Source organism: Thiohalocapsa sp. ML1, from assembly GCF_001469165.1.
Classification (GTDB): domain Bacteria; phylum Pseudomonadota; class Gammaproteobacteria; order Chromatiales; family Chromatiaceae; genus Thiohalocapsa.
Genome location: NZ_JABX01000013.1, coordinates 65,832 through 85,269, shown reverse-complemented (window position 1 = coordinate 85,269; position 19,438 = coordinate 65,832). Strand labels below are relative to the sequence as shown.

Genomic DNA, 19,438 nt, shown 5'->3' with positions numbered 1-19,438 from the left:
GCCGATGTCGGAGCTCACCGTCGAAGAACGCCAAGCCATGACCCGCCAGGTCATGAGCATGCTGGAAAGCTGGAACCTCTCCGCCGGGGACATGATCCGGCTCCTGCAACTGCCTGACAGCGTGAAGGCGCGCAACATCTCGCGCTTCCGTGAAGAGGAGGCCTTTCCGGCCGACACGACGGTGGACCGGCGGGTCGCCTACCTGCTGCGCATCGAAGAGGCGCTGCATACCTACTTTCCGCGCAATCCCGAGATGCGACACCTCTGGGTCAAGCGCGGCAACAAGCAGTTCGGCCGGCGCGCCCCCGTCGCCGTGATGGTCGAAGACGGCGAGAGCGGGCTGATCTCCGTGCTGTCCCACCTGGACTGCACCTTCGCCTGGGACCTCACCGGCTCCAAGAGCGAGTACAGCATGGCGCAATGACCGCAGCGCGCGGCTGCACGGCTGACTGGGGGGCTCCTGTATCATCCACGGGCCAATACCCCGCGGAGTCCTGCCATGTTTGATGCCATGTCTTCCCGGCCTCGGGGCGTCCTGCCCCCGGCCAGCCTTGTTGTTGCAGGCTGTCTCTGCCTGCTTGTCGCGGGCTGCAGCGCCCCGACCGACAGCACCGTGCTCGACGCCGACCCCGGTCGCGCCGCCTTCGAGCACATCCCGCCACCCATAGGCACCACCGTCGGTGCCGACCCGCTGGCGCTGGCCCAGGCGCTCTACGGCATCAGCGAGCCGGTGGAGGGCAACTACTCCGAGCAGGTCGAGCTGCTGTCGGAAACCGCCACGCAGCAGATCGTGCTGTTCACCCAGATCGGCCTGCCGGACGACTCCGTCCGCAGCCAGCGCCATCGGCTGGAGTTCGAGCCGCAGGGCTCGGACTGGGAGCTGACCTGGGTCGGCCAGCAGGTGCAGTGCTGGCCCGGCCGCGGCCACGAGGACTGGGGCACCGATCCCTGCTCCTGACGGGCCCGGGCACCCGCAGCCCGGGCCTAAGCAGGGCGGCCCCGGTGACACGGCGAAGGTGCGGGCTTAGCATCGGCATGACGGGGCTGCACCACACGCGCCCGCCATGCCGAAGGCGATGCCATGAAGCGCTTCAAGAACATCCTCTACGTGGTCGGCAACGACGCGGACGACGACTGCGCCTTGGCCCGCGCGTTCGATCTCGCGCGCTCGAATCAGGCGCACCTCACCATCGCCGCCGTCGTCGAGCAACTGCCGGCCGAGCTGAGCCTGGAGGGGCTCGACGTCACCGGCGAGGGCCTGCAGCGGGCGCTCGTGGACAAGGCCAAGGCGCGCCTTGATGCGCTGATCGCCGACCGAGCCGAGGACCTCGACGCCGAGCGGCTGGTGCTGACGGGCGAGCTGTTCCTTGCCGTCATCCGCGACGTGCTGGGCCACGGTCGCGATCTGGTCATCAAGTGCGCGGGCGACACCGGCATGCTGGATCGCCTGCTCGGCAGCGACGACATGCATCTGCTGCGCAAGTGTCCCTGCCCGGTCTGGCTCCTGCGGCCGACGCCGCAGCCGCGGTTCCACCGCGTGCTCGCCGCCGTCGACGTCGAGCAGCTCTACCCCGAGGCCGAGCTCGGCACGCGCCGGGAGCTGAGCCTGAGCATCCTTGAGATCGCCGCCTCGCTGGCCGTGGCCGAGTTTGCGGAGCTGCATGTCGTGCACGCTTGGGACAGCGTCGCCGAGTCCGTGATGCGCCTCGGCGCGCTGTCGCTGCCGGACGACCAGATCCAGGCCCACGTCGCCGCGGAGCGCCGCCGCCACGGGAGCGCGCTGGAGGCAGCGCTGCACGCCCTCGGCGATCGCATCGGGCCGGAGGCGCTGAGCTGGCTGAAGCCCGTGCTCCATCTGCCGAAAGGGCCGCCGCACCGGGTCCTGCCGGCGGTGGCCGCGGATGTTGAGGCGGACGTCGTCGTGCTTGGCACCGTGGGTCGCTCCGGTCTCGCGGGGCTGCTCATCGGTAATACCGCGGAGAACGTCCTGCAACGGCTCGACTGCTCCGTGCTGGCGCTGAAGCCGCGCGGATTCGCGAGCCCGGTGGGCCTTTAGTCAAGGGCCAAGGGCCAAGGGCCGAGGAGGGCTCCCTTCACTCTTCACTCTTCACTCTTCACTCTTCACTCTTCACCCTTCACCCTTCACCCTTCACCCTTCACCCTTCACCCTTCACCCTTCACCCTTCACCCTTCACCCTTCACCCTTCACCGTCGGCTGCATCGACGCCCGGATGTTCTCGGCCGCAAAGTCCGCGGCATCGCGGAACGGATAGAGGATGACCGGTGCCCCGGCATGCCAGAGCGCGTTGGCTTGGCCCTCGTCGCGGGCTGCAACGGCGATCTCACCGCGGAAGCCACGCGCGAACAGGGCGTGCAGCACCGCCTGGTTGGCCCCCGCATCCGGTAGGGTGCTGACGACCCAGCGCGCCTGGTCCAACGGCAGCTCATCCAGAAAGTCCGGGTCCTGCCCATCCCCGAAGCGCACCGGCAGCGCATCGGTACCGAGCCGCCGGATCAGGTCCGGGTCGCAATCGACGCCGAGCACCCGCAGCCCGGCGGCATCGAGCCGCTTGGCCAGCCGCAGCCCGTAGCGGCCAAGCCCGAGCACGACGATCTCGGGCGCCGCCAACGAGTTGTCGTCTGGCGAGGCGTTCAGCTCCCGAAACGCCGTGCGCCGCTCGAAGACCCCGAGCACGGGCGCCAGCAGCCGGTAGAGCTGCTGCGAGTACAGGATCATGTACGTGGACAGCGTGATGGTGATGAGCCCCACCAAGGTCGTCAGCCCGAGCGCCGCAACCCCCACGTGCCCGAGGGTGATGCCCATGGCCACGAACACAATGGAGAACTCGCTGATCTGCGCCACCGTGAGCCCGGCCAAGAAGCCGGTGCGCTTGCGATAGCCCATGAAGCCCATGATGGCCATGACGATGAGCGGATTGCCGATGAGCACGAACAGCGACAGGATCACGGCCGCCCAGACCTCCGCACCCAGCGTGGAGAGCTCCAGCTTGGCGCCGAGGTCGATGAAGAAGAACAGCAGCAGAAAGTCCCGGATGCCCGTCAGCCGCGCGCTGATGGCCTCCCGGTAGGCCGTCGAGGCGAGCGAGAAGCCGGCAAGAAAGGCCCCCGCCTCCTGCGAGAAGCCGGCCCACTCGCCGAGCGCGGCGAGCCCGGTGCCCCAGGCGATGGCAAAGATCAGCAGCAGCTCCTGCGAGCGCGCGATCCAGTGCACCAGCCGGGGCAGCACCCAGCGCATGAGCACGAATAGGAGCAGAGCGGCGGCGCCGACGCGCAGCAGCAGCAGGCCGGCCACGTCGAGCGCCGAGGCGCCGGCCTCGCCGCCGAGCGTGCTCATCGCCATCATCGCCAGCACCACGGCGATGTCCTGCACGATCAGGAAGCCCACCGCGATGCGCCCGTGCAGGGCGTCCAGCTCGCGCTTGTCGGACAGCAGCTTGACGATGATGATGGTGCTGGAAAACGTCAGCGCGACGGCGACGTAGAACGCCTCCACCCAGCCCTTGCCCAGCGCGAGGATGAGCAGAAAGCCGAACACGATGGTGAAGGCGAGCTGCCCAAGCCCCGTGGCGAGCGCCACCGGGCCGATGTCGCGCACCCGGGTGAGATCAAGCTTGAGCCCGACCACGAACAGCAGCACCGCGACGCCGATCTGCGCCAGCACATCGATTTGGTCGTGCGCCTGCACCAGCCCGAAGCCGGCCGGACCGACGCCGATGCCGATCACGATGTAGGCGATCAGCACGGGCTGGCGCAGCCCCACCGCGACGACGCCGGCAAAGGCGGCGAGGATCAACAGCAGCGACAGCTCCGCGAAGGGCTCCATGGGGATGCGGGGCTGCGATGCGGGGCTGCGGGGCTGCGCGGGATGCGGCCCGGACGGGCGCTGCGTCCCGTGCGGGGCCGCGGCTCAGCCGTCAGTCGTCGGCGGCCCGCTGGTAGGCGTCCGCGAGCTGCTTCTGGATGTTGGCCGGCACCGGCTGGTAGTGGCTGAGCTCGATGGTGTAGGTGCCCTCGCCGCCGGTGATGGACTTGAGCCTGGACTCGTAGCTCGTGAGCTCCGCGAGCGGCACCTCGCCCTCGATGACGATGCGCCCGTGGCTCTTCGACTCGCTGCCGCTGATGCGCCCGCGCCGCCCGGACAGGTCGCCGGTGAGGTCGCCCATGTGACTGTCCTGCGCGCTGATGCGGATCTTGACAATGGGCTCCAGGACCGCCGGCTTGGCCTTGTCGATGGCTTCGAGGAAGGCCTTCTTGCCCGCGGTGACGAAGGCGATGTCCTTCGAGTCCACGGGGTGGAACTTGCCGTCGTACACCGTGACGCGGACGTCCTGGAGCGGATAGCCCGCCACGGCGCCCTCGCTCAGCGCCATCCGCACGCCCTTCTCGATGGAGGGCAGGAACTGGCCCGGAATCGAGCCGCCGACGGTGGCATCGACAAACTCGAAGCCGCCCTCGTAGGGCAGCGGCTCCACCCGCAGGAAGACCTCGCCGAACTGCCCGGCACCCCCGGTCTGCTTCTTGTGCCGGTGATGCCCCTCGGCGGGGGCGGTGATGGTCTCGCGGTACGGGATGCTCGGCGGATGGGTCTCGATGTCGACGTGGAACTGCTCCGACAGGCGCCGCATCAGCACCTTGAGGTGCAGCTCGCCCATGCCGCGCATCACGGTCTCGTTCGCGGATGCGTTGTGCTCGACGTGGAAACAGGGGTCTTCGGACTCCAGCTTGTGCAGCGCGTCGGTGAGCTTCTGCTCGTCGCCGCGCTTGGCGACGTTGACGGCGAGGCCGAACAGCGGCACCGGGCACTCGATACTGGAGAGATGGAAATGGTCCTCGTCGTGGCTATCGTGCAGCACGGCGTCGAAATGGATGTCGTCGACCCGCGCGACGGCGAGGATGTCGCCGGGCACGCCCTCGTTCACCTCGTTCAGCTCCGAACCGTGCACGCGGAACAGATGATTCACCTTGAATGGCTTGCGGGCATTGCCGATGAAGAGCTGGCTGTTGGTGGTGATGCGCCCCTGATGGATGCGAAAGATGCCGATCTTGCCCCGGAATGGGTCATTGACCACCTTAAACACGTGCCCGATGGCGTGCTTGGTCGGGTCCGGCGCCACGGTCACGGGGGTGACGTTCGCGCCATCGCCCTTCATGAAGGGGGGCGGGTTGCCCTCGGCCGGGTTCGGCATCAGCCGGGTCAGGATCTGCAGCAGCTCCGGGATGCCGGCGCCGGTGGTGGCGGAGCAGAAGCAGATGGGCACCAGGTGCGCCTCGCGCAGGGCCGCCTCGAAGGCGTCGTGCAACTGCTCGGGTTTCAGCGCCTGGCCCTGCTCCAGGTAGACCTCCATCAGCGCCTCATCGACCTCGACGACCTGGTCGATGATCTGGCTATGGGCCTCTTCGATGCTGGAGAAATCCGCGCCCTCGCCTGCCGGGTTGAAGAAGACGTCGATGACGCGCTTGCCGCCATCAGCCGGCAGGTTGATGGGCAGACACTCGGCGCCGAAGGTCTGGCGGATCTGCGCGGTGAGCTCGCCCAAGTCCACGCCGTCCGCGTCGATGCGGTTGACGATGAACATGCGGCACAGGTTGCGCCGGTCGGCCGCCTTCCACATGCGCTGCGTTTGCATCTCGATGCCGTTCTCGGCATTGATGACGATGGCGCAGGTTTCCACGGCGCTCAGCGCCGACAGGGCCCGCCCGAGGAAGTCCGCATAGCCGGGCGCGTCCAGCAGGTTGATATGCTTGCCGTGGGTCGTGAAGCCCGTGATGCCCACGTCAAGCGAGTGCTTGAGCTCCTTCTCCATGTCGTCCCAGTCGCAGACCGCGGTGCCCTTGTCCACGCTGCCGGGCGCCGGAATGGCCCCGGCGGCGGCGAGCACGGCCTCCACGAGCGTGGTCTTGCCGGCGCCGGCTTGGCCGACGAGAGCGACGTTGCGGACGTCCTCCGCGTTGTATTCGGACATGGATTGCCCCTTGATCGTTGAGCGTTTTCGGCAGTGGTGATGCACGATCTCCGCAACTGGAGCGCGCGTGCGCCGAGTATATCGTAACGATCCGGTCACGCACCCCGGCGCCCCCGCGTAATCGGCACAGGCCGTGCATTGCGTTGCTTTGCGTCAAGTCGGCCGCGCCTTCGGGAAGGGCCGAGGGCCGAGGGCCAAGGGAGCGCTCATCGGCCCTCGGCCCTCGGCCCTTGTCCGGATCGGTTCGATTTCGATTTGGATTTCGATTTCGATAGCGACGAGCACGACTCGTCGGTCTGAGGCTCTGCCTCGCTAGTGCTTATCCGCTGAGGAGCTTCCCCGTCGATGTACGACGCCATCACCTGGATCGCCATTGCCTTCGCCGCCGGCCTGATCGCCAAGCAGCAGGGGCTGCCGCCGCTCGTGGGGTATCTCCTGGCCGGCTTCGTGCTGCACGGCCTGGGTGCCGAGGAGGGCCCAGTCATCGAGGCACTGTCGGAGCTCGGCGTCACGCTGCTGCTCTTCACCATCGGGCTCAAGCTGAAACTGAAGAGCCTGGCGGCGCCGCAGGTGTGGGGCGTCGCCTCGCTGCACATGGTCGCGGTGGCGGCGCTGTTCGTGCCGCTGCTGCTTGCCGAGGCCCAGCTCGGCCTGCCCTACCTGGCGGACATCGACCTCGGCGCGGCGCTGGTGCTGGCCTTCGCGCTCAGCTTCTCAAGCACTGTGTTCGCCGTGAAGGTGCTGGAGGAAAAGGGTGAGATGACCTCGCTCTACGGCACCATCGCCATCGGCATCCTGATCATGCAGGACCTGGCGGCGGTGCTGTTCCTGGCCTTCTCGGCGGGCAAGGTGCCGTCGCCCTGGGCGCTGCTGCTGCTCGCGCTCCTGTTCGCGCGGCCGGTGCTGAACTGGCTCTTCGAGCGCGCCGGGCACGGCGAGCTGCTGCTGTTGTTCGGCCTGACGCTGGGCCTTGGCGGGGCGGAGCTGTTCAAGCTCGTGGACGTGAAGGGCGACCTGGGTGCGCTGCTGCTCGGGGTCATGCTGGCCTCGCACCCGAAGTCCGGCGAGCTATCGAAGGCCCTGCTCGGGCTCAAGGACCTGTTCCTGGTGGGCTTCTTCCTCAGCATCGGCCTGACGGCGATGCCGAGCCTGGACATGGCGCCCGTGGTGCTGGTGCTGCTCGTGCTCCTGCTGCTGAAGGGCTTCCTGTACGAGCAACTGCTGCTGGCCTTTCGGCTGCGCGCACGCACGGCGCTGCTCGGTGCGCTGGCGCTGTTCAACTACAGCGAGTTCGGGCTCATCGTCGCGGCCGTGGCCACGCGCAACGGCTGGCTCACGGCGGACTGGCTCGCCATTGCCGCCATCACTGTGGCGCTGTCCTTCGTCATCGCCTCGCCGCTCAATGACCGCTCCCACGTCATCTACGAGCTGTTCAGCAACCGCCTCAGGCGCCAGGAGCGGCGCCGGCGCATCGACGCCGAGCTGGAGATCGACCCCGGCGATGCGGACGTGATGATCGTCGGCATGGGCCGCGTCGGTATCGGCGCCTATGACTTTTTGCAGCGCGACCGGGGGCTCAACCCCGTCGGCATCGACGCCGACCCGGACAACGTGGACCGGCAGCAGCAAGCGGGACGCAACGTCGTGCTCGGGTCGGCCACCGACGCCGACTTCTGGCACCGCCTGCATCTGGACGACGGCCACATCAAGCTGGTGCTGCTCGCGATGCCGCAAGCGGAGGAAAACGTCTTCGCCGCCGAGCATCTGCTAAAGGAGGGCTTCACGGGCAGCATCGGCGCCATCGCGAAGTTCCCGGACGACGAAGCGGCGCTGCGCGCCGTCGGCGTGCATCAGGTCTTCAACCTGTACGCCGAGGCCGGCGCCGGCTTGGCGCAGCACGTGTGTGCCGAGCTCTCGCACGATACACTGCTGCCAGACGAGCCCACCGCCCGGGCGTCCTCGTCCTCGGCATGACGCTGTCGGCGCGTCGGCGGGGTCGGCGGGGTTGACCGACACGGGCCGCGCGGCGGTCGCCCGGGCCGAGATTGCTTGACGGCGCCAGATGCTTGCAGATGAGTCGAGTTTCGACGGGGCGTCGGTTTCGAGAGCGAATGGGCACGACTCGTCGGTCTAAGGCGAAGCCACGACACTGCGTTTGCCAACCAACCACCGCATGAAGCTAGAACCGCAAGTGACAGGAAACATCGGCATAGACTACGCATGCTATATGCTGTCGCGGATGGGCTGGAACGTTATGCCAACAGCACGGAACGCTAGGGGCATTGATATCATTGCCTACAACAAGACACGACTGGCTCTCTCTGGTGACACCGCTGCCGCGGTGTCACCGCCTCCCGGCGCTCCGCGCCCACACGCCGCGATCGCTGTCCCACGGCCGCTGCCGACCTCGTCGCCCCGTCACACCCCGCGGGGCGCAGAGCGCGAAGAGCGCGTGACACCGCAGGAGCGGTGTCACGAGCAGAACCTAGGGTCATCGCGGCCGGTACGATGATCAAGGCCGACATTCCAGAGTTCAAGGAGGCTTGGCACAGGATCGGTGTCGGTCATGGGTCATAATTAGCCAACACACTTCCTGCGCGGGCGGATATTGCCGAAGCTATGCCAAGATTTCAATGGAGCGCCCTGAACAAGCAGCAACTTGGAGCGTTTGCTGAGTACTTTGTATAAATCGAGCTCACGATGTATGGATTTCAGGTTTACGACACAGAATTTGATGACCGCGGAATTGATTTCGTGGCGAGGCATGAGTCAACGCGCGACTGAGGGACGGAACACGCTTTGCCGCGTATTGCCGAAACGCCTCGATGGAGAGATTAATTTGGTCCATCCCGGCCCTGGTTGGCGCGATTCTAGTTGCCGCGATTCTAGTTGGCGCGATTCTAGTTTCCGCGATTCTAGTTGCCTCGATTCTAGTTGCCTCAATTCTAGTTGCCTCAATTCTATGCGCTCTCGCCGCAGTCCGCCCAGCGGCGCGGGCGCTGAGCGACGCACGACGGCAGCGTGACCACCATCGAACGGTTGCCCCGGCGACGGGCGTGGACTACCGTTAGCCGTCCCTTCGCCTAACTTGCCCCCCCCGGCCAAACCTCCCCCGGAGCAGCAACCGCATGACGCACGCATTCGATCCAGAGATGGTCCTGATCGACCTGGACGGCACGCTGGTGGACAGCGTCCCGGACCTCACCCGCAGCGTCGATGCGATGATGGCGGCACTGGACCGCCCGCCGCGCGGCGAGGCGGCGGTGCGCGACTGGGTCGGCAACGGCGTCGAGCGGCTGGTGAAGCGCGCGCTGATCGGCGCGCTCGACGGCGAGCCGGAGCCGGCCGACTACGAGCGCGCCTATCCGATCTTTCTGGCGCTGTATGCGGCGCACAACGGTGAGCGCTCGCGGCTCTATCCGGGCGTGCGCGAGGGGCTCGATGCGCTGGCCGCCCGCGGGCTCAAGCTCGGTTGCGTGACGAACAAGGCCGCGTGCTTCACGGAGCCGCTGCTCGCGGCGCTGGGCGTCGCGGACCGGTTCGGCGTCATCATCAGCGGCGACACGCTGCCGGAGAAGAAGCCGAGTCCGCTGCCGCTGCTGCATGCTGCCGAGCACTTCGGCGTGGCGCCGGCGGCGGCGCTGATGGTCGGCGACTCCATCAGCGACGTGAAGGCGGCGCGCGCCGCGGGCTTTCCGGTGGTCTGCGTCAGCTATGGCTACAACCATGGACAGGACATCCGCGAGGCCGCGCCGGACGCGGTCATCGACGCCCTTGCGGAGCTCGACGGGCTGCTCGTGGCAAACGCGGCTTAACTGCGGGTTTCGCGCAAGTGCGCACGACGCTACGATGGCGCCCGCGCGGGGCAGCGCCGCCCCGCACCAGCGCGGATGAGCTCAGCATGCAGCAGATGACGCACTCCAAGCGAGCGATGCAACCCGGGAAGCGATGGCGGGGCTGACGCTCTCAGCCTGCGTTCGTACCCGCGGATCTGCACCCTTTGGAGTGCCTGTCATGACCCCTGAGAACTTCGCCGCCCTGGTGCGCCAGGGCCACAACCGCATCCCCTTCGTCTGCGAGGTCTTGGCCGACCTCGACACCCCCCTTAGCTGCTATCTGAAGCTCGCCGCCGGGCGCTATTCCTATCTCTTCGAGTCCGTGCAGGGCGGCGAGAAGTGGGGCCGCTATTCCATCATCGGCCTGCCGGCGCGCACGGTGCTCAAGGTGTACGGGCAGCGCGTGGTCATCGAGCGCGACGGTGCCGTCGTGGAGGAGGCCGAAACCGACGACCCGCTCGCCTGGATCGAGCAGTTCCAGGCCCGCTACCGCGTCGCCGAGCACCCGGACATGCCGCGCTTCGCGGGTGGGCTGGTGGGCTATTTCGGCTACGACACGGTGCGCTACATCGAGCCCAAGCTCGCGCACTGCCCGAACCCGGACCAGATGGGCGCGCCGGACATCCTATTGATGCTGTCCGAAGAGGTCGTCGTCTTCGACAACCTGCGCGGGCGCATCTACATGATCGTCCACCTGGACCCGGAGGCCGGCGACAGTACCGCCACGGGCCAGGCGCGCATCGACGCGCTGGTGGCGAAGATGCAGCGCGGTGCGCCACGGGACCCGCTCGCGGGCGGGCGCTCGGTGCGGGAGACGGACTTCGTGTCCGGGTTCAGCCAAGCCGGCTTCGAGGCCGCCGTCCGCCGCATCAAGGACTACATTCTCGCCGGCGACTGCATGCAGGTGGTGCTGTCGCAGCGGCTCAGCATCCCGTTCCAGGCCCGTCCGCTGGACCTGTACCGGGCGCTGCGCGGGCTGAACCCGTCGCCGTACATGTACTTTCTGGACCTGGACGGGTTTCAGATCGTCGGCTCCTCGCCGGAGATCCTGACCCGGCTCGAAGACGGCGTGGTCACGGTGCGCCCCATCGCCGGCACCCGCCGGCGCGGCTACACGGAAGACGAGGACAAGGCGCTGGAGGCGGAGCTGCTCGCGGACCCGAAGGAGCTGGCCGAGCACTTGATGCTCATTGATCTCGGCCGCAACGACTGCGGGCGCGTCGCCAAGACCGGCAGCGTCTCCGTCACGGACCGGATGATCGTGGAGCGCTACTCGCACGTGATGCACATCGTGAGCAACGTCGTCGGCGAGCTCGCACCCGGCATGAGCGCCATCGACGTACTCAAGGCCACCTTCCCGGCCGGCACCGTGTCGGGCGCGCCGAAGATCCGCGCCATGGAGATCATCGACGAGCTGGAGCCCGTCAAGCGCGGCATCTACTCCGGCGCCGTCGGTTATCTGGCCTTCAACGGCAACATGGACACGGCGATTGCGATCCGCACCGCGGTCATCCAGAACGGCACGCTGCACATCCAGGCGGGGGCCGGCGTCGTTGCCGACTCGGTGCCGGAGCTGGAATGGCAGGAGACCATGAACAAGGGCCGCGCCGTGTTCCGCGCCGTGGCCATGGCCGAGGCGGGCATCGAGCGCTATCCCTGCGTTGGCGAGGACTGAAGGCTGGAGGGTCGCCGCGGGGAGTCGCAGTGGTGATGTGCGCTTGGGCGTGACGCGGTTAGGGGCGGGGTTTCGATTTCGATCCCGATTTCGATCCCGATCCCGACGAAGCGGGGGCTGAACGTGAGCGTGGGGGACGGGAGGGGTATCAGTTTGTTCTTGACCGATTCCTGATGCCGTTACAGCCGTCGTGCCTTCAGCTCAGATCGGATGAGCCGTCCACGATCGAAACCGGCGGCGGCTCGGCCGATGACGGACCGGACTCGATCGCGTCGAAGCCGGCGAGGTCCCCGTCGTCGGCCCGCAGCGCATCGAGCGCCCGCGCGTTGGCGAGCGCGATACCGAACTGGGCCGCCAGGTCCGCAATCAGCTCGATGTCCGCGTCGGCGTAGCGCGTCGGCGCGCTTGGGCTGTCAACGTACAGGACCGCATCGGCAGCCGCCGGGCCAAGCGGCACCGCGCACGCCACATGCACGCCGAGGGCGACATCGAGGGGTTCGTGGACTCGGACCTCCGGTCGCCCCTGCGCAATGCTCGCGGCCACGAGCGCCGGATCATGGAACACAGCGCCATCGCCCCCGGCATCGCCGACCCGCGATCGGACCGCCAATACGCGCACTGGCGGCGTCGCCTGGGTTGCACCGGCCGGCCCCTGTTCAAGCACCGCGGCCTGGTCCACGTCCAGGAACTGCATCACCAGATCCAGTGCCTTGCCCATGCGGACCGCCACACCGGAAGGCTCCGCCAGGCGATTTGCCGCCTCCAGCAGGAGCTTGAGCCGCAGCAGGCGCCGATCGCCGGTCCAGCTCGCGGGCTCTCGCAACAGCGACTCCGGCGCGGCGCTGCCGGCTGACATGCTTGCCGCCGGCGCCTTGGACTCGGCGCCATCCAGCGGGGCGGCACGGGCGCGTTCCCGCACCGAGCTGACCGCGGCAACCGACGCGACGGCATCGCCGGCGCTCTCGCGCCGAGCAGCGCTGGAATCCGGATTGTCCTCCGCCTGGAAGCGCAGCCTGACGCTGCTGAAGCGCACTTCGTCGCCGTCCGCGAGCTCAACGAGCTTGACCTTGCGGTCGTTCACGTAACAGTGATTGCTGCTGCCAAGATCCTTCAGCAGGACCCGCTCGGGCGTCACGGCGATCTCGGCGTGGCGGCGCGACACGTCGGCCCGGTTCAGCCACACCTGGTTGTCGCGGTTGCGCCCGACGCTGTTCAGGCCGATGCCGAGCTCGAAGCGTCGCTCATGGGGAGTACCGGGCCTGTAGATCAGCGAGGGCATCCCAGTGCATCCCGGCTCAGGCCAACGCCGCCGCGCCTCGGTCATGCGCCTGCTTGCCCGGGGCGCACCGCGTCACAGCCGCGCCGCCTCGAAGCTGTTGCAGCCCTGCATGCTGCCGCTTTGCAATCCGCGCCGAAACCAGCGCACGCGCTGCTCGCTGCTGCCGTGGGTGAAGCTGTCCGGCACCACGAAGCCGGCGGAACGGCGCTGCATGCGGTCGTCGCCGATCTGCGCCGCCGCGTTCAGGCCCTCTTCGATGTCGCCCTGCTCCAGGATGCTCCGGTCCCGGTCCGCGTGGTGCGCCCAAACCCCGGCGAAACAGTCCGCCTGCAACTCCAGCATCACGGACAGGCGGTTCGACTCTGCGCGGCCAGCGGCGCGCTGGGCGCGGCTGACCTCCGGCGAGATGCCGAGCAGGTTCTGCACATGATGGCCCACCTCGTGCGCGATGACATAGGCCTGAGCGAAGTCGCCCGGGGCCTTGAAACGGTGCTTCAGGTCGTCGTAGAAGGACAAGTCGATGTAGACCTTCTCGTCCCCCGGACAATAGAAGGGGCCGACGGCGGCCTCGGCGAAACCGCAGGCGGATCGCACCTGGCCCGAGAACAGCACCAACCTGGGCTCGCGATAGCGCGCGCCGCCCGCCGCGAACAGCTCGCGCCAGGTGTCCTCGGTGTCGGCGAGCACCACGGAGACGAAGTCCGCGAGCTCATCCTGGCGCGCGGCGGTCAGACCGGCGTAGCCGGCCGGGACCTCGCGGCGCGTGTCCGGCTCCTGCATCGAGCCCGTGAGACCGACCAGCAGCGCCGGGTCGACACCGAAGAGCAGCCCCAGGACGAGCAAGAGCAGCAGGCCGAGCCCGCCACCCGCGGCCGTGCGCCGCCCCACCGGCGACCGCACGCCACCTCCGGCGCCCGCCCGAACGCCGCGCCGGTCTTCGATGTTGTCGCTGCGTCGGCCCGTTCTCCAGCGCATGTCGATGGTCCAAACGATGCGGAGACATTGAACCGGGATCTTAGCATCCGCGTCATTGCGCGCCAGGCTCCGGATCGGCGCAACCCTGCGCAACTGCATGGCCGCTTGGACGCCAACGGCTGACATTGCAGCGGGCGTGACCGGGTATTTGGCGTAGCGGCGCCTGTGCTGCCCAGCGGCGAGCCCATCGGCATCCGTGCCCCGGACATCGGAACATCCGCGCGCACCAGCGCATCCAAGCCTAAGACTGTGAACAGGTTCAGCAACGAGACTCCGCGCCGACGCCCATGCCCCGCCACGGCCGCGACCCGGCGCCCGGCGTGTTGCTCCGACCCAGAAGAGCACCGGTGCATATGGACGTTTTCCTTAGCACTACCCATGCGTTACGCTAAGCCAACGGCTTTCGCCAAGCGCCGGACGAAGCCGCAGAAGCACCATTTGTCGGACAACCACGTAGCGGCGCGCGAAAAGCGTTGCGCGCGGCCAGGCTTTGATTACCATGAATCGAAGTCGGAAATGTCCAGCTCTTGTCGCAGGAACTTTCCGTTCAAAAGCTGCTCGAAAACCCGGTGAGCAATGTTGTCAAAGCCGCTCTGGCTTGTTAGCATAATTTCAGAGCTTTTCACTCAGGTATAGACGCCATGACCGACGCCACCACCACCGACATCGCCAACATCGGCTCGCTGTCAACCGGCACGATCGACGCCTACATCGCGAGCGCGTACCAGATCCCCGTGCTGACCCAGGAAGAGGAGCGCACTCTGGCCCTGCGCCTGCGCGACCACGGCGACATGACCGCGGCCCGCCGTCTGGTGCTGTCGCACCTGCGCTTCGTGATCCGCATCGCCCGCGGCTATCTGGGTTACGGGTTGCCGCTGCCCGACCTCATCCAGGAGGGCACCGTGGGCCTGATGAAGGCCGTGCGCCGCTTCGAGCCCGATGTGGGCGTGCGCCTGGTGTCCTTCGCCGTGCACTGGATTCGCGCCGAAATCCACGAATACATCCTGCGTAACTGGCGCATCGTGAAGGTCGCCACCACCAAGGCCCAGCGCAAGCTGTTCTTCAACCTGCGCAGCGCCAAGAAGCGCCTCGGCTGGTTCACGAAGCAGGAGGTCGAAGACGTCGCCGCGGACTTGGGCGTGAAACCCGAGACCGTGCTCGAAATGGAGTCACGCCTCGCCAGCCATGACATGGCCTTCGACGGCCACGACGACGACGACGACGAGGGCCCGTCCGCCCCGTCCACTTACCTGCCCGACATGCGCATGGAGCCCGCCACACAGCTCGAGCGCGAGGACACCGACGCCCACCAGCGCAAGCGGCTGTTCGCGGCGCTGGAAGGCCTCGATGAGCGCAGCAAGACCATCCTGCGCGAGCGCTGGCTGAGCGAGAAAAAGCAGACCCTGCACGAGCTCGCCCAGCAGTTCGGCGTGTCGGCGGAGCGCATCCGCCAGATCGAAAAGAACGCCATGAACAAGCTCCGGGTTCAGCTCGAGATGTAGCTTTCGACGCAGCTTGATGCGCCGTTTGCACCGGCCCGCCGCAAGGCGGGCTTTTTTTGCGCCGCGCAGCGCCGCGGCCGACCGCAGCCTGTTGCCGCGGGCCGCTTTGCCCGGCGCTCGCGTCTACCGATTTGAGGATGGCAGGCGCACTATCCGCCTCTGGCAGTCGCGAGCCTGCAACCCGAATATGCCATCATCGCCGGCGACGTGAGCCCCGGTGACCGGCTCGTGGTCTCCGACCTGTTCCCGGCCGTCGACGGCAGCGCGCTCCAGGGCGAGCCCGACCCCGACCTGCGCCACGGCCGCTCGCGGCTGCCGCAGGTGCAGCCCCGCCGGCAGCGCGGCCCTGAGCCCGCCCGGACGGCGCCGAGCCGCGGCCGAACGGCCGCCACGCAACCCGAATTGAACGCGACCCTATCGATCCCGAGCACTCAAGGACCCAAGCCTGACGCCATGCAAAGCACACTGAGACCAGCCCTCGTCGGCCTAGCCCTCTGCTCCGCCATCACCTTCGTGCCCGCCGCGGCCCAGGCCGCGATCCCGGCGGCACCGGTGATGACGCTGTACAAGTTCAACGGCCCGCTCACGGTGCCGACCTATCGCATCGGCCCGAACGGTCCCGGTGCCCAGTCCGGCACGCTGACCCAGGGCAGTGTCGTCATCCCCTGCCTCGTGGTCCAGAACGGCCGCGCACTGACGGACGCAAGCGGCACGCCCTTCGTCGGCTTCGAGCTGGTCGTGGATGCCTCCAAGGCGTCCGATCAGTCCGCAACCCGCGCCTTCGAGCGGGCGCTCGCGGAACAGAAGGCGAAGCAGGTCAAGAACCACCACTGCGGCCCGGGCGTGAACCGCGTCGTCAACGTGCGTGATCTCTATGCCCTGGAGAAGTCGCCCTTCTTCGACCCGCCCGGTCGCGGCGATCAGCAGGCCGCGGAGCGCGCGGGCCAGAGCACGCTGGACAAGATCGTGCGCAGCTTCCACAACTCGCCCCAGTGCGCGAGCGTGAACACCCGCATGACGGGCCGGCGCAACCGGCTCGCCTCGGCCTGGGACGACTTCACCGCCCGCAACGGCGGCAAGTGGGACAAGGAGACCCTCGCGCGCGCCAAACACCTCGACTACAGCATGCGCACGGCCATCTACGAGGGCCATCTCGACCGCGGCTGCTCCGCCTACGGCGCCTGCGAGCGCAGCACCGTGGTGCTCTCGGTGCGCAACCGCGCCGTCGGCCAGTGCCTTGGCCGGCAGGGCTGCCGCTTCCCGGGGGACTTCCAGGGCGTGTCGTCGGACGTGTCGCAATACAACATCTGGGATGAGTACCTGACCATGATCTCGGGGCTCACCGCCTGCTACCTGCGCACGGATCTGGCGAACAAGGACTTCTACGATCGCGTCCAGGCCATGTACACGCAGAGCGTCGGAGACGCCGAACGCATTCTGTATGGCGGTGACGGTGCACTGCTGGAGCTGTTCCCGGGCAATTCCCTGTCCGACCTCACGGCGATGCGCCACTACTACCACCCGCCGGCCATGGGCAAGTGCTTCCCGCAGCAGGATCGCATCGAGTACATGTCCGGCGCGGTGGCGACCAACGGCGGCGACCATGCGCTGATCGCGAACGCCCGCATCAAGGTGGGCGAGCGCGTCGGCGGCGGCTATCGCTTCCGCGAATTCCGCTTCGACCAAGAGGACTGGGGCGACGCCATCCGCATCGAGGACAACTATCCGGGCTTCATCGTCGACGGTCGCAAGGTGCGCCTGGGCGGCGGCGGCGGCTGCACGGCCTACGGCGTATCGCCCGGCTGCCGCTTCAACAAGGTGGGCCGCTGGCGCAAGACGCCGAGCTGGCTCAGCGCCGGCAAGCCCATCGCGCTCAACTGCCGCATCCAGGACTTAGGCGAGTCCTGCCGCGGCGGTGGGCGCAGCGTGAGCGTCGCCGTCGGTGGCGCCTGCGATGTCGATATGATGCCCGTCACCGGCGTGCATTGATCGAAGATTCACCGACCTAGATTGCTTGACGGCTCCGAGTGTTTGCAGATGAGTCAAGTTTCACGAGGCAAAAGGGCCGAGGGCCGAGGGCCAAGGGAGCCCTCCTCGGCCCTCGGCCCTTGACCCTTGGTTCAATGCGTCGACGAGCGCGCTGCGCAAGACAACGCTCCGTGCTCTGGTCGGTCTGAGGCTCTGCCTCGCTAGGGCTGCCTCCGCAATTTTGCTGAGCCAGCGCAACGTGCACGGCGCGGCGGCGGGTTAGCCTTGCGTTTCCGCAATCACCACTCGGAAACCTAGGGAATCAGCCACAATGACAGCCATTCCGTTCCGCTGCCCCACCGGCGCAGTCATCGCTTCCGCCCTCTTGCTCGGCGCCGTCGCCGCTCAGGCCGACGACGCCGCGCTTCGCGACAAGGCCAAGGGCGTCGGCCTCGAGCCCGTGCCCTATGGTCTGCAAGCGGTCACCGACAACCCCGTCACGCGCGAGAAGATCGAGCTCGGCAAGATGCTCTTCTTCGATCCGCGCCTGTCGGCGTCCGGGGTCATCTCCTGCAACACCTGTCACAACCTCGGCACCGGCGGCGACGACAACATGCCGACCTCCGTCGGCCACGGCTGGCAGACGGGTCCGCGCAACTCACCAACGGTGCTGAACGCCGTGTTCAACGCCGCCCAGTTCTGGGACGGCCGCGCCGAAGACCTCAAGGCCCAGGCCAAGGGCCCGATACAGGCCGGCGTCGAGATGGCAAACAAGCCCGAGAACGTTGTCATCACGCTGAAGAGCATGCCGGAATACGTGGACCACTTCACCCGCGCCTTCCCGGGCGAAGCTGACCCGGTCACCTTCGACAACATGGCCAAGGCCATCGAGGCCTTCGAGGTCACGCTGGTGACGCCCAACGCGCCCTTCGACCAGTTCCTGGAGGGCGCCGACGGTGCGCTGACGGATGCGCAGAAGGCGGGCCTCAACACCTTCATTGACAAGGGCTGCGCCGCCTGCCACAGCGGCATCAACTTGGGCGGCCAGAACTACTATCCGTTCGGCTTGATTGAGCGCCCCGGCGCCGACATCCTGCCGCCGGACGACAAGGGCCGCTACCAGGTCACCGAAACGGTCTCCGACGAGTACGTGTTCCGCGCCGCACCGCTGCGCAACATCGCCATCACCGCGCCGTACTTCCATTCCGGCAAGGTCTGGGGGCTGGAACAGGCCGTCGCCGTCATGGGCACCGCGCAGCTCGGCGCCAAGCTCACCAATGACGAGGTCACCAGCATCGCGACCTTCCTCGAGACCCTCACGGGCGAGCAACCGAAGGTGGAGTACCCGATCCTGCCGGTGGAGACGGCGGAGACGCCGCGGCCGCAGCTTTAGGGAAGGGGCGAGGGCCAAGGGCGAGGGCCGAGGACAGAGCTCCCCGGCCATCTAGCCCAAGGCGCCGCCGTTAAGCAATAACCAAAGGCCGAGGGCCAAGGGCCGAGGAGGGCTCCCTCGGCCCTCGGCCCTCGGCCCTCGGCCCTTTTGCCTGCAAGCGCCGTGTCGTTGTGAAACTTGACTCATCTGCAAACAGGCGCCGTCAAGCAATCTAGCCCCAGCCGCAGCAGCACCCCGTTTAGCCATGTCCGACACCGCAGCAAGCGCCTGCCGCCGGCGCACCGACAGCACGCCCGTCCCCGCCCGCAAGCGGCCGTCCGCGGCCGACCGCTGGCGCCTTCTCGCTTTGCTGCTGCTCGCCATCCGGGTCAGCGGCGCGTCTGCGACCGAGCCCGCCCGCGTCGATGTCGGCATCACGGCGCCCGCCGACATGGCGAGCATCGCCGACCACGCCCTTGAGGTCCGGCTCTACGCCATCGAGCCGCTGCTCGCGGACGCGCCCGCGAGCCTCGTGGATATCCGCGAGCAGCCCTTCCGCCACGCCACCGGCAGCCCGACCCGGGTCGCCGTCCGCCTCGGCGAGGCGGCACCGCTGGAGCCGCAGTTGCGCTACTACGTCACCGTCTTCGTGCTCCGCGACGGTGCGCGCACGCACATCGGCGAGCGCGACGGCAGGCCCGGTCTGATCCACGTGCTCACCGACGGTCATCCGGCCGCGCTCCAAGCCGTTCTGCGTCCCGTACGCTGAGACCCGCGGCGCAGCAGACCTGCGCGTGGACTGTCGGCTGCCCGCCAGCCCCAATGCTGCCTGTCGTATGTCCGACAA

Annotated in this window: 14 protein-coding genes; 10 read left to right on the top strand and 4 right to left on the bottom strand. The window is 67.7% G+C overall.

Annotated features, from left to right (window positions below; translation table 11 throughout):
- Positions 1 to 4: 4 nt before the first annotated feature.
- The 3 genes from ML01_RS10500 to ML01_RS10490 all read left to right on the top strand — a co-directional run bounded on the left by ML01_RS10500 (position 5) and on the right by ML01_RS10490 (position 2,056).
- A complete protein-coding gene (locus tag ML01_RS10500) occupies positions 5 to 424 on the top strand; it encodes a hypothetical protein (protein WP_058555349.1) in 420 nt (139 codons plus the stop codon).
- A gap of 189 nt (positions 425 to 613) precedes the next feature.
- A complete protein-coding gene (locus ML01_RS10495; RefSeq protein WP_058555348.1) occupies positions 614 to 958 on the top strand; it encodes a hypothetical protein in 345 nt (114 codons plus the stop codon).
- 123 nt (positions 959 to 1,081) lie between these two features.
- Positions 1,082 to 2,056, top strand: coding sequence for a universal stress protein (locus tag ML01_RS10490; RefSeq protein ID WP_058555347.1), 975 nt, complete (start codon positions 1,082 to 1,084; stop codon positions 2,054 to 2,056).
- Positions 2,057 to 2,191: 135 nt separating this feature from the next.
- Here ML01_RS10490 and ML01_RS10485 read toward each other — a convergent pair whose 3' ends face one another.
- Positions 2,192 to 3,844 carry a cation:proton antiporter gene (locus ML01_RS10485; RefSeq protein WP_058555346.1) on the bottom strand — a complete coding sequence of 551 codons (1,653 nt, stop codon included), beginning with the start codon at positions 3,842 to 3,844 and terminating at the stop codon, positions 2,192 to 2,194.
- A 91-nt stretch (positions 3,845 to 3,935) separates the two neighbouring features.
- A complete protein-coding gene (fusA, locus tag ML01_RS10480) occupies positions 3,936 to 5,984 on the bottom strand; it encodes an elongation factor G (protein ID WP_058555345.1) in 2,049 nt (682 codons plus the stop codon).
- Positions 5,985 to 6,329: 345 nt separating this feature from the next.
- Between fusA and ML01_RS10475 the strand changes: the two genes are divergently transcribed.
- The 3 genes from ML01_RS10475 (at position 6,330) to trpE (ending at position 11,495) form a co-directional block, all read left to right on the top strand.
- Positions 6,330 to 7,958 carry a cation:proton antiporter family protein gene (locus ML01_RS10475; RefSeq protein ID WP_058555344.1) on the top strand — a complete coding sequence of 543 codons (1,629 nt, stop codon included), beginning with the start codon at positions 6,330 to 6,332 and terminating at the stop codon, positions 7,956 to 7,958.
- A gap of 1,154 nt (positions 7,959 to 9,112) precedes the next feature.
- Entirely contained in the window at positions 9,113 to 9,799 is a 687-nt protein-coding gene (locus ML01_RS10470) for a phosphoglycolate phosphatase (protein ID WP_058555343.1), read from the top strand.
- Positions 9,800 to 9,998: 199 nt separating this feature from the next.
- Positions 9,999 to 11,495: an anthranilate synthase component I gene (trpE, locus tag ML01_RS10465; protein ID WP_058555342.1), complete on the top strand. Its 1,497-nt coding sequence runs from the start codon at positions 9,999 to 10,001 to the stop codon at positions 11,493 to 11,495.
- 196 nt (positions 11,496 to 11,691) lie between these two features.
- Here trpE and ML01_RS10460 read toward each other — a convergent pair whose 3' ends face one another.
- Positions 11,692 to 12,774 carry an FHA domain-containing protein gene (locus ML01_RS10460; RefSeq protein WP_058555341.1) on the bottom strand — a complete coding sequence of 361 codons (1,083 nt, stop codon included), beginning with the start codon at positions 12,772 to 12,774 and terminating at the stop codon, positions 11,692 to 11,694.
- A 72-nt stretch (positions 12,775 to 12,846) separates the two neighbouring features.
- Positions 12,847 to 13,749, bottom strand: a complete 903-nt coding sequence (locus ML01_RS10455) for a neutral zinc metallopeptidase (protein ID WP_058555403.1) — start codon at positions 13,747 to 13,749, stop codon at positions 12,847 to 12,849.
- Positions 13,750 to 14,390: 641 nt separating this feature from the next.
- Between ML01_RS10455 and rpoH the strand changes: the two genes are divergently transcribed.
- The 4 genes from rpoH to ML01_RS10435 all read left to right on the top strand — a co-directional run bounded on the left by rpoH (position 14,391) and on the right by ML01_RS10435 (position 19,360).
- The gene (gene rpoH / locus ML01_RS10450; RefSeq protein ID WP_058555340.1) at positions 14,391 to 15,251 is read left to right on the top strand and encodes an RNA polymerase sigma factor RpoH; all 861 of its coding nucleotides are present in this window, start codon (positions 14,391 to 14,393) and stop codon (positions 15,249 to 15,251) included.
- Positions 15,252 to 15,458: 207 nt separating this feature from the next.
- Entirely contained in the window at positions 15,459 to 17,240 is a 1,782-nt protein-coding gene (locus tag ML01_RS10445) for a hypothetical protein (protein WP_254045210.1), read from the top strand.
- Between the two features lie 310 nt (positions 17,241 to 17,550).
- A complete protein-coding gene (locus ML01_RS10440; RefSeq protein ID WP_058555339.1) occupies positions 17,551 to 18,612 on the top strand; it encodes a cytochrome-c peroxidase in 1,062 nt (353 codons plus the stop codon).
- Positions 18,613 to 18,856: 244 nt separating this feature from the next.
- Positions 18,857 to 19,360, top strand: coding sequence for a hypothetical protein (locus tag ML01_RS10435; RefSeq protein WP_058555338.1), 504 nt, complete (start codon positions 18,857 to 18,859; stop codon positions 19,358 to 19,360).
- Positions 19,361 to 19,438: the final 78 nt, after the last annotated feature.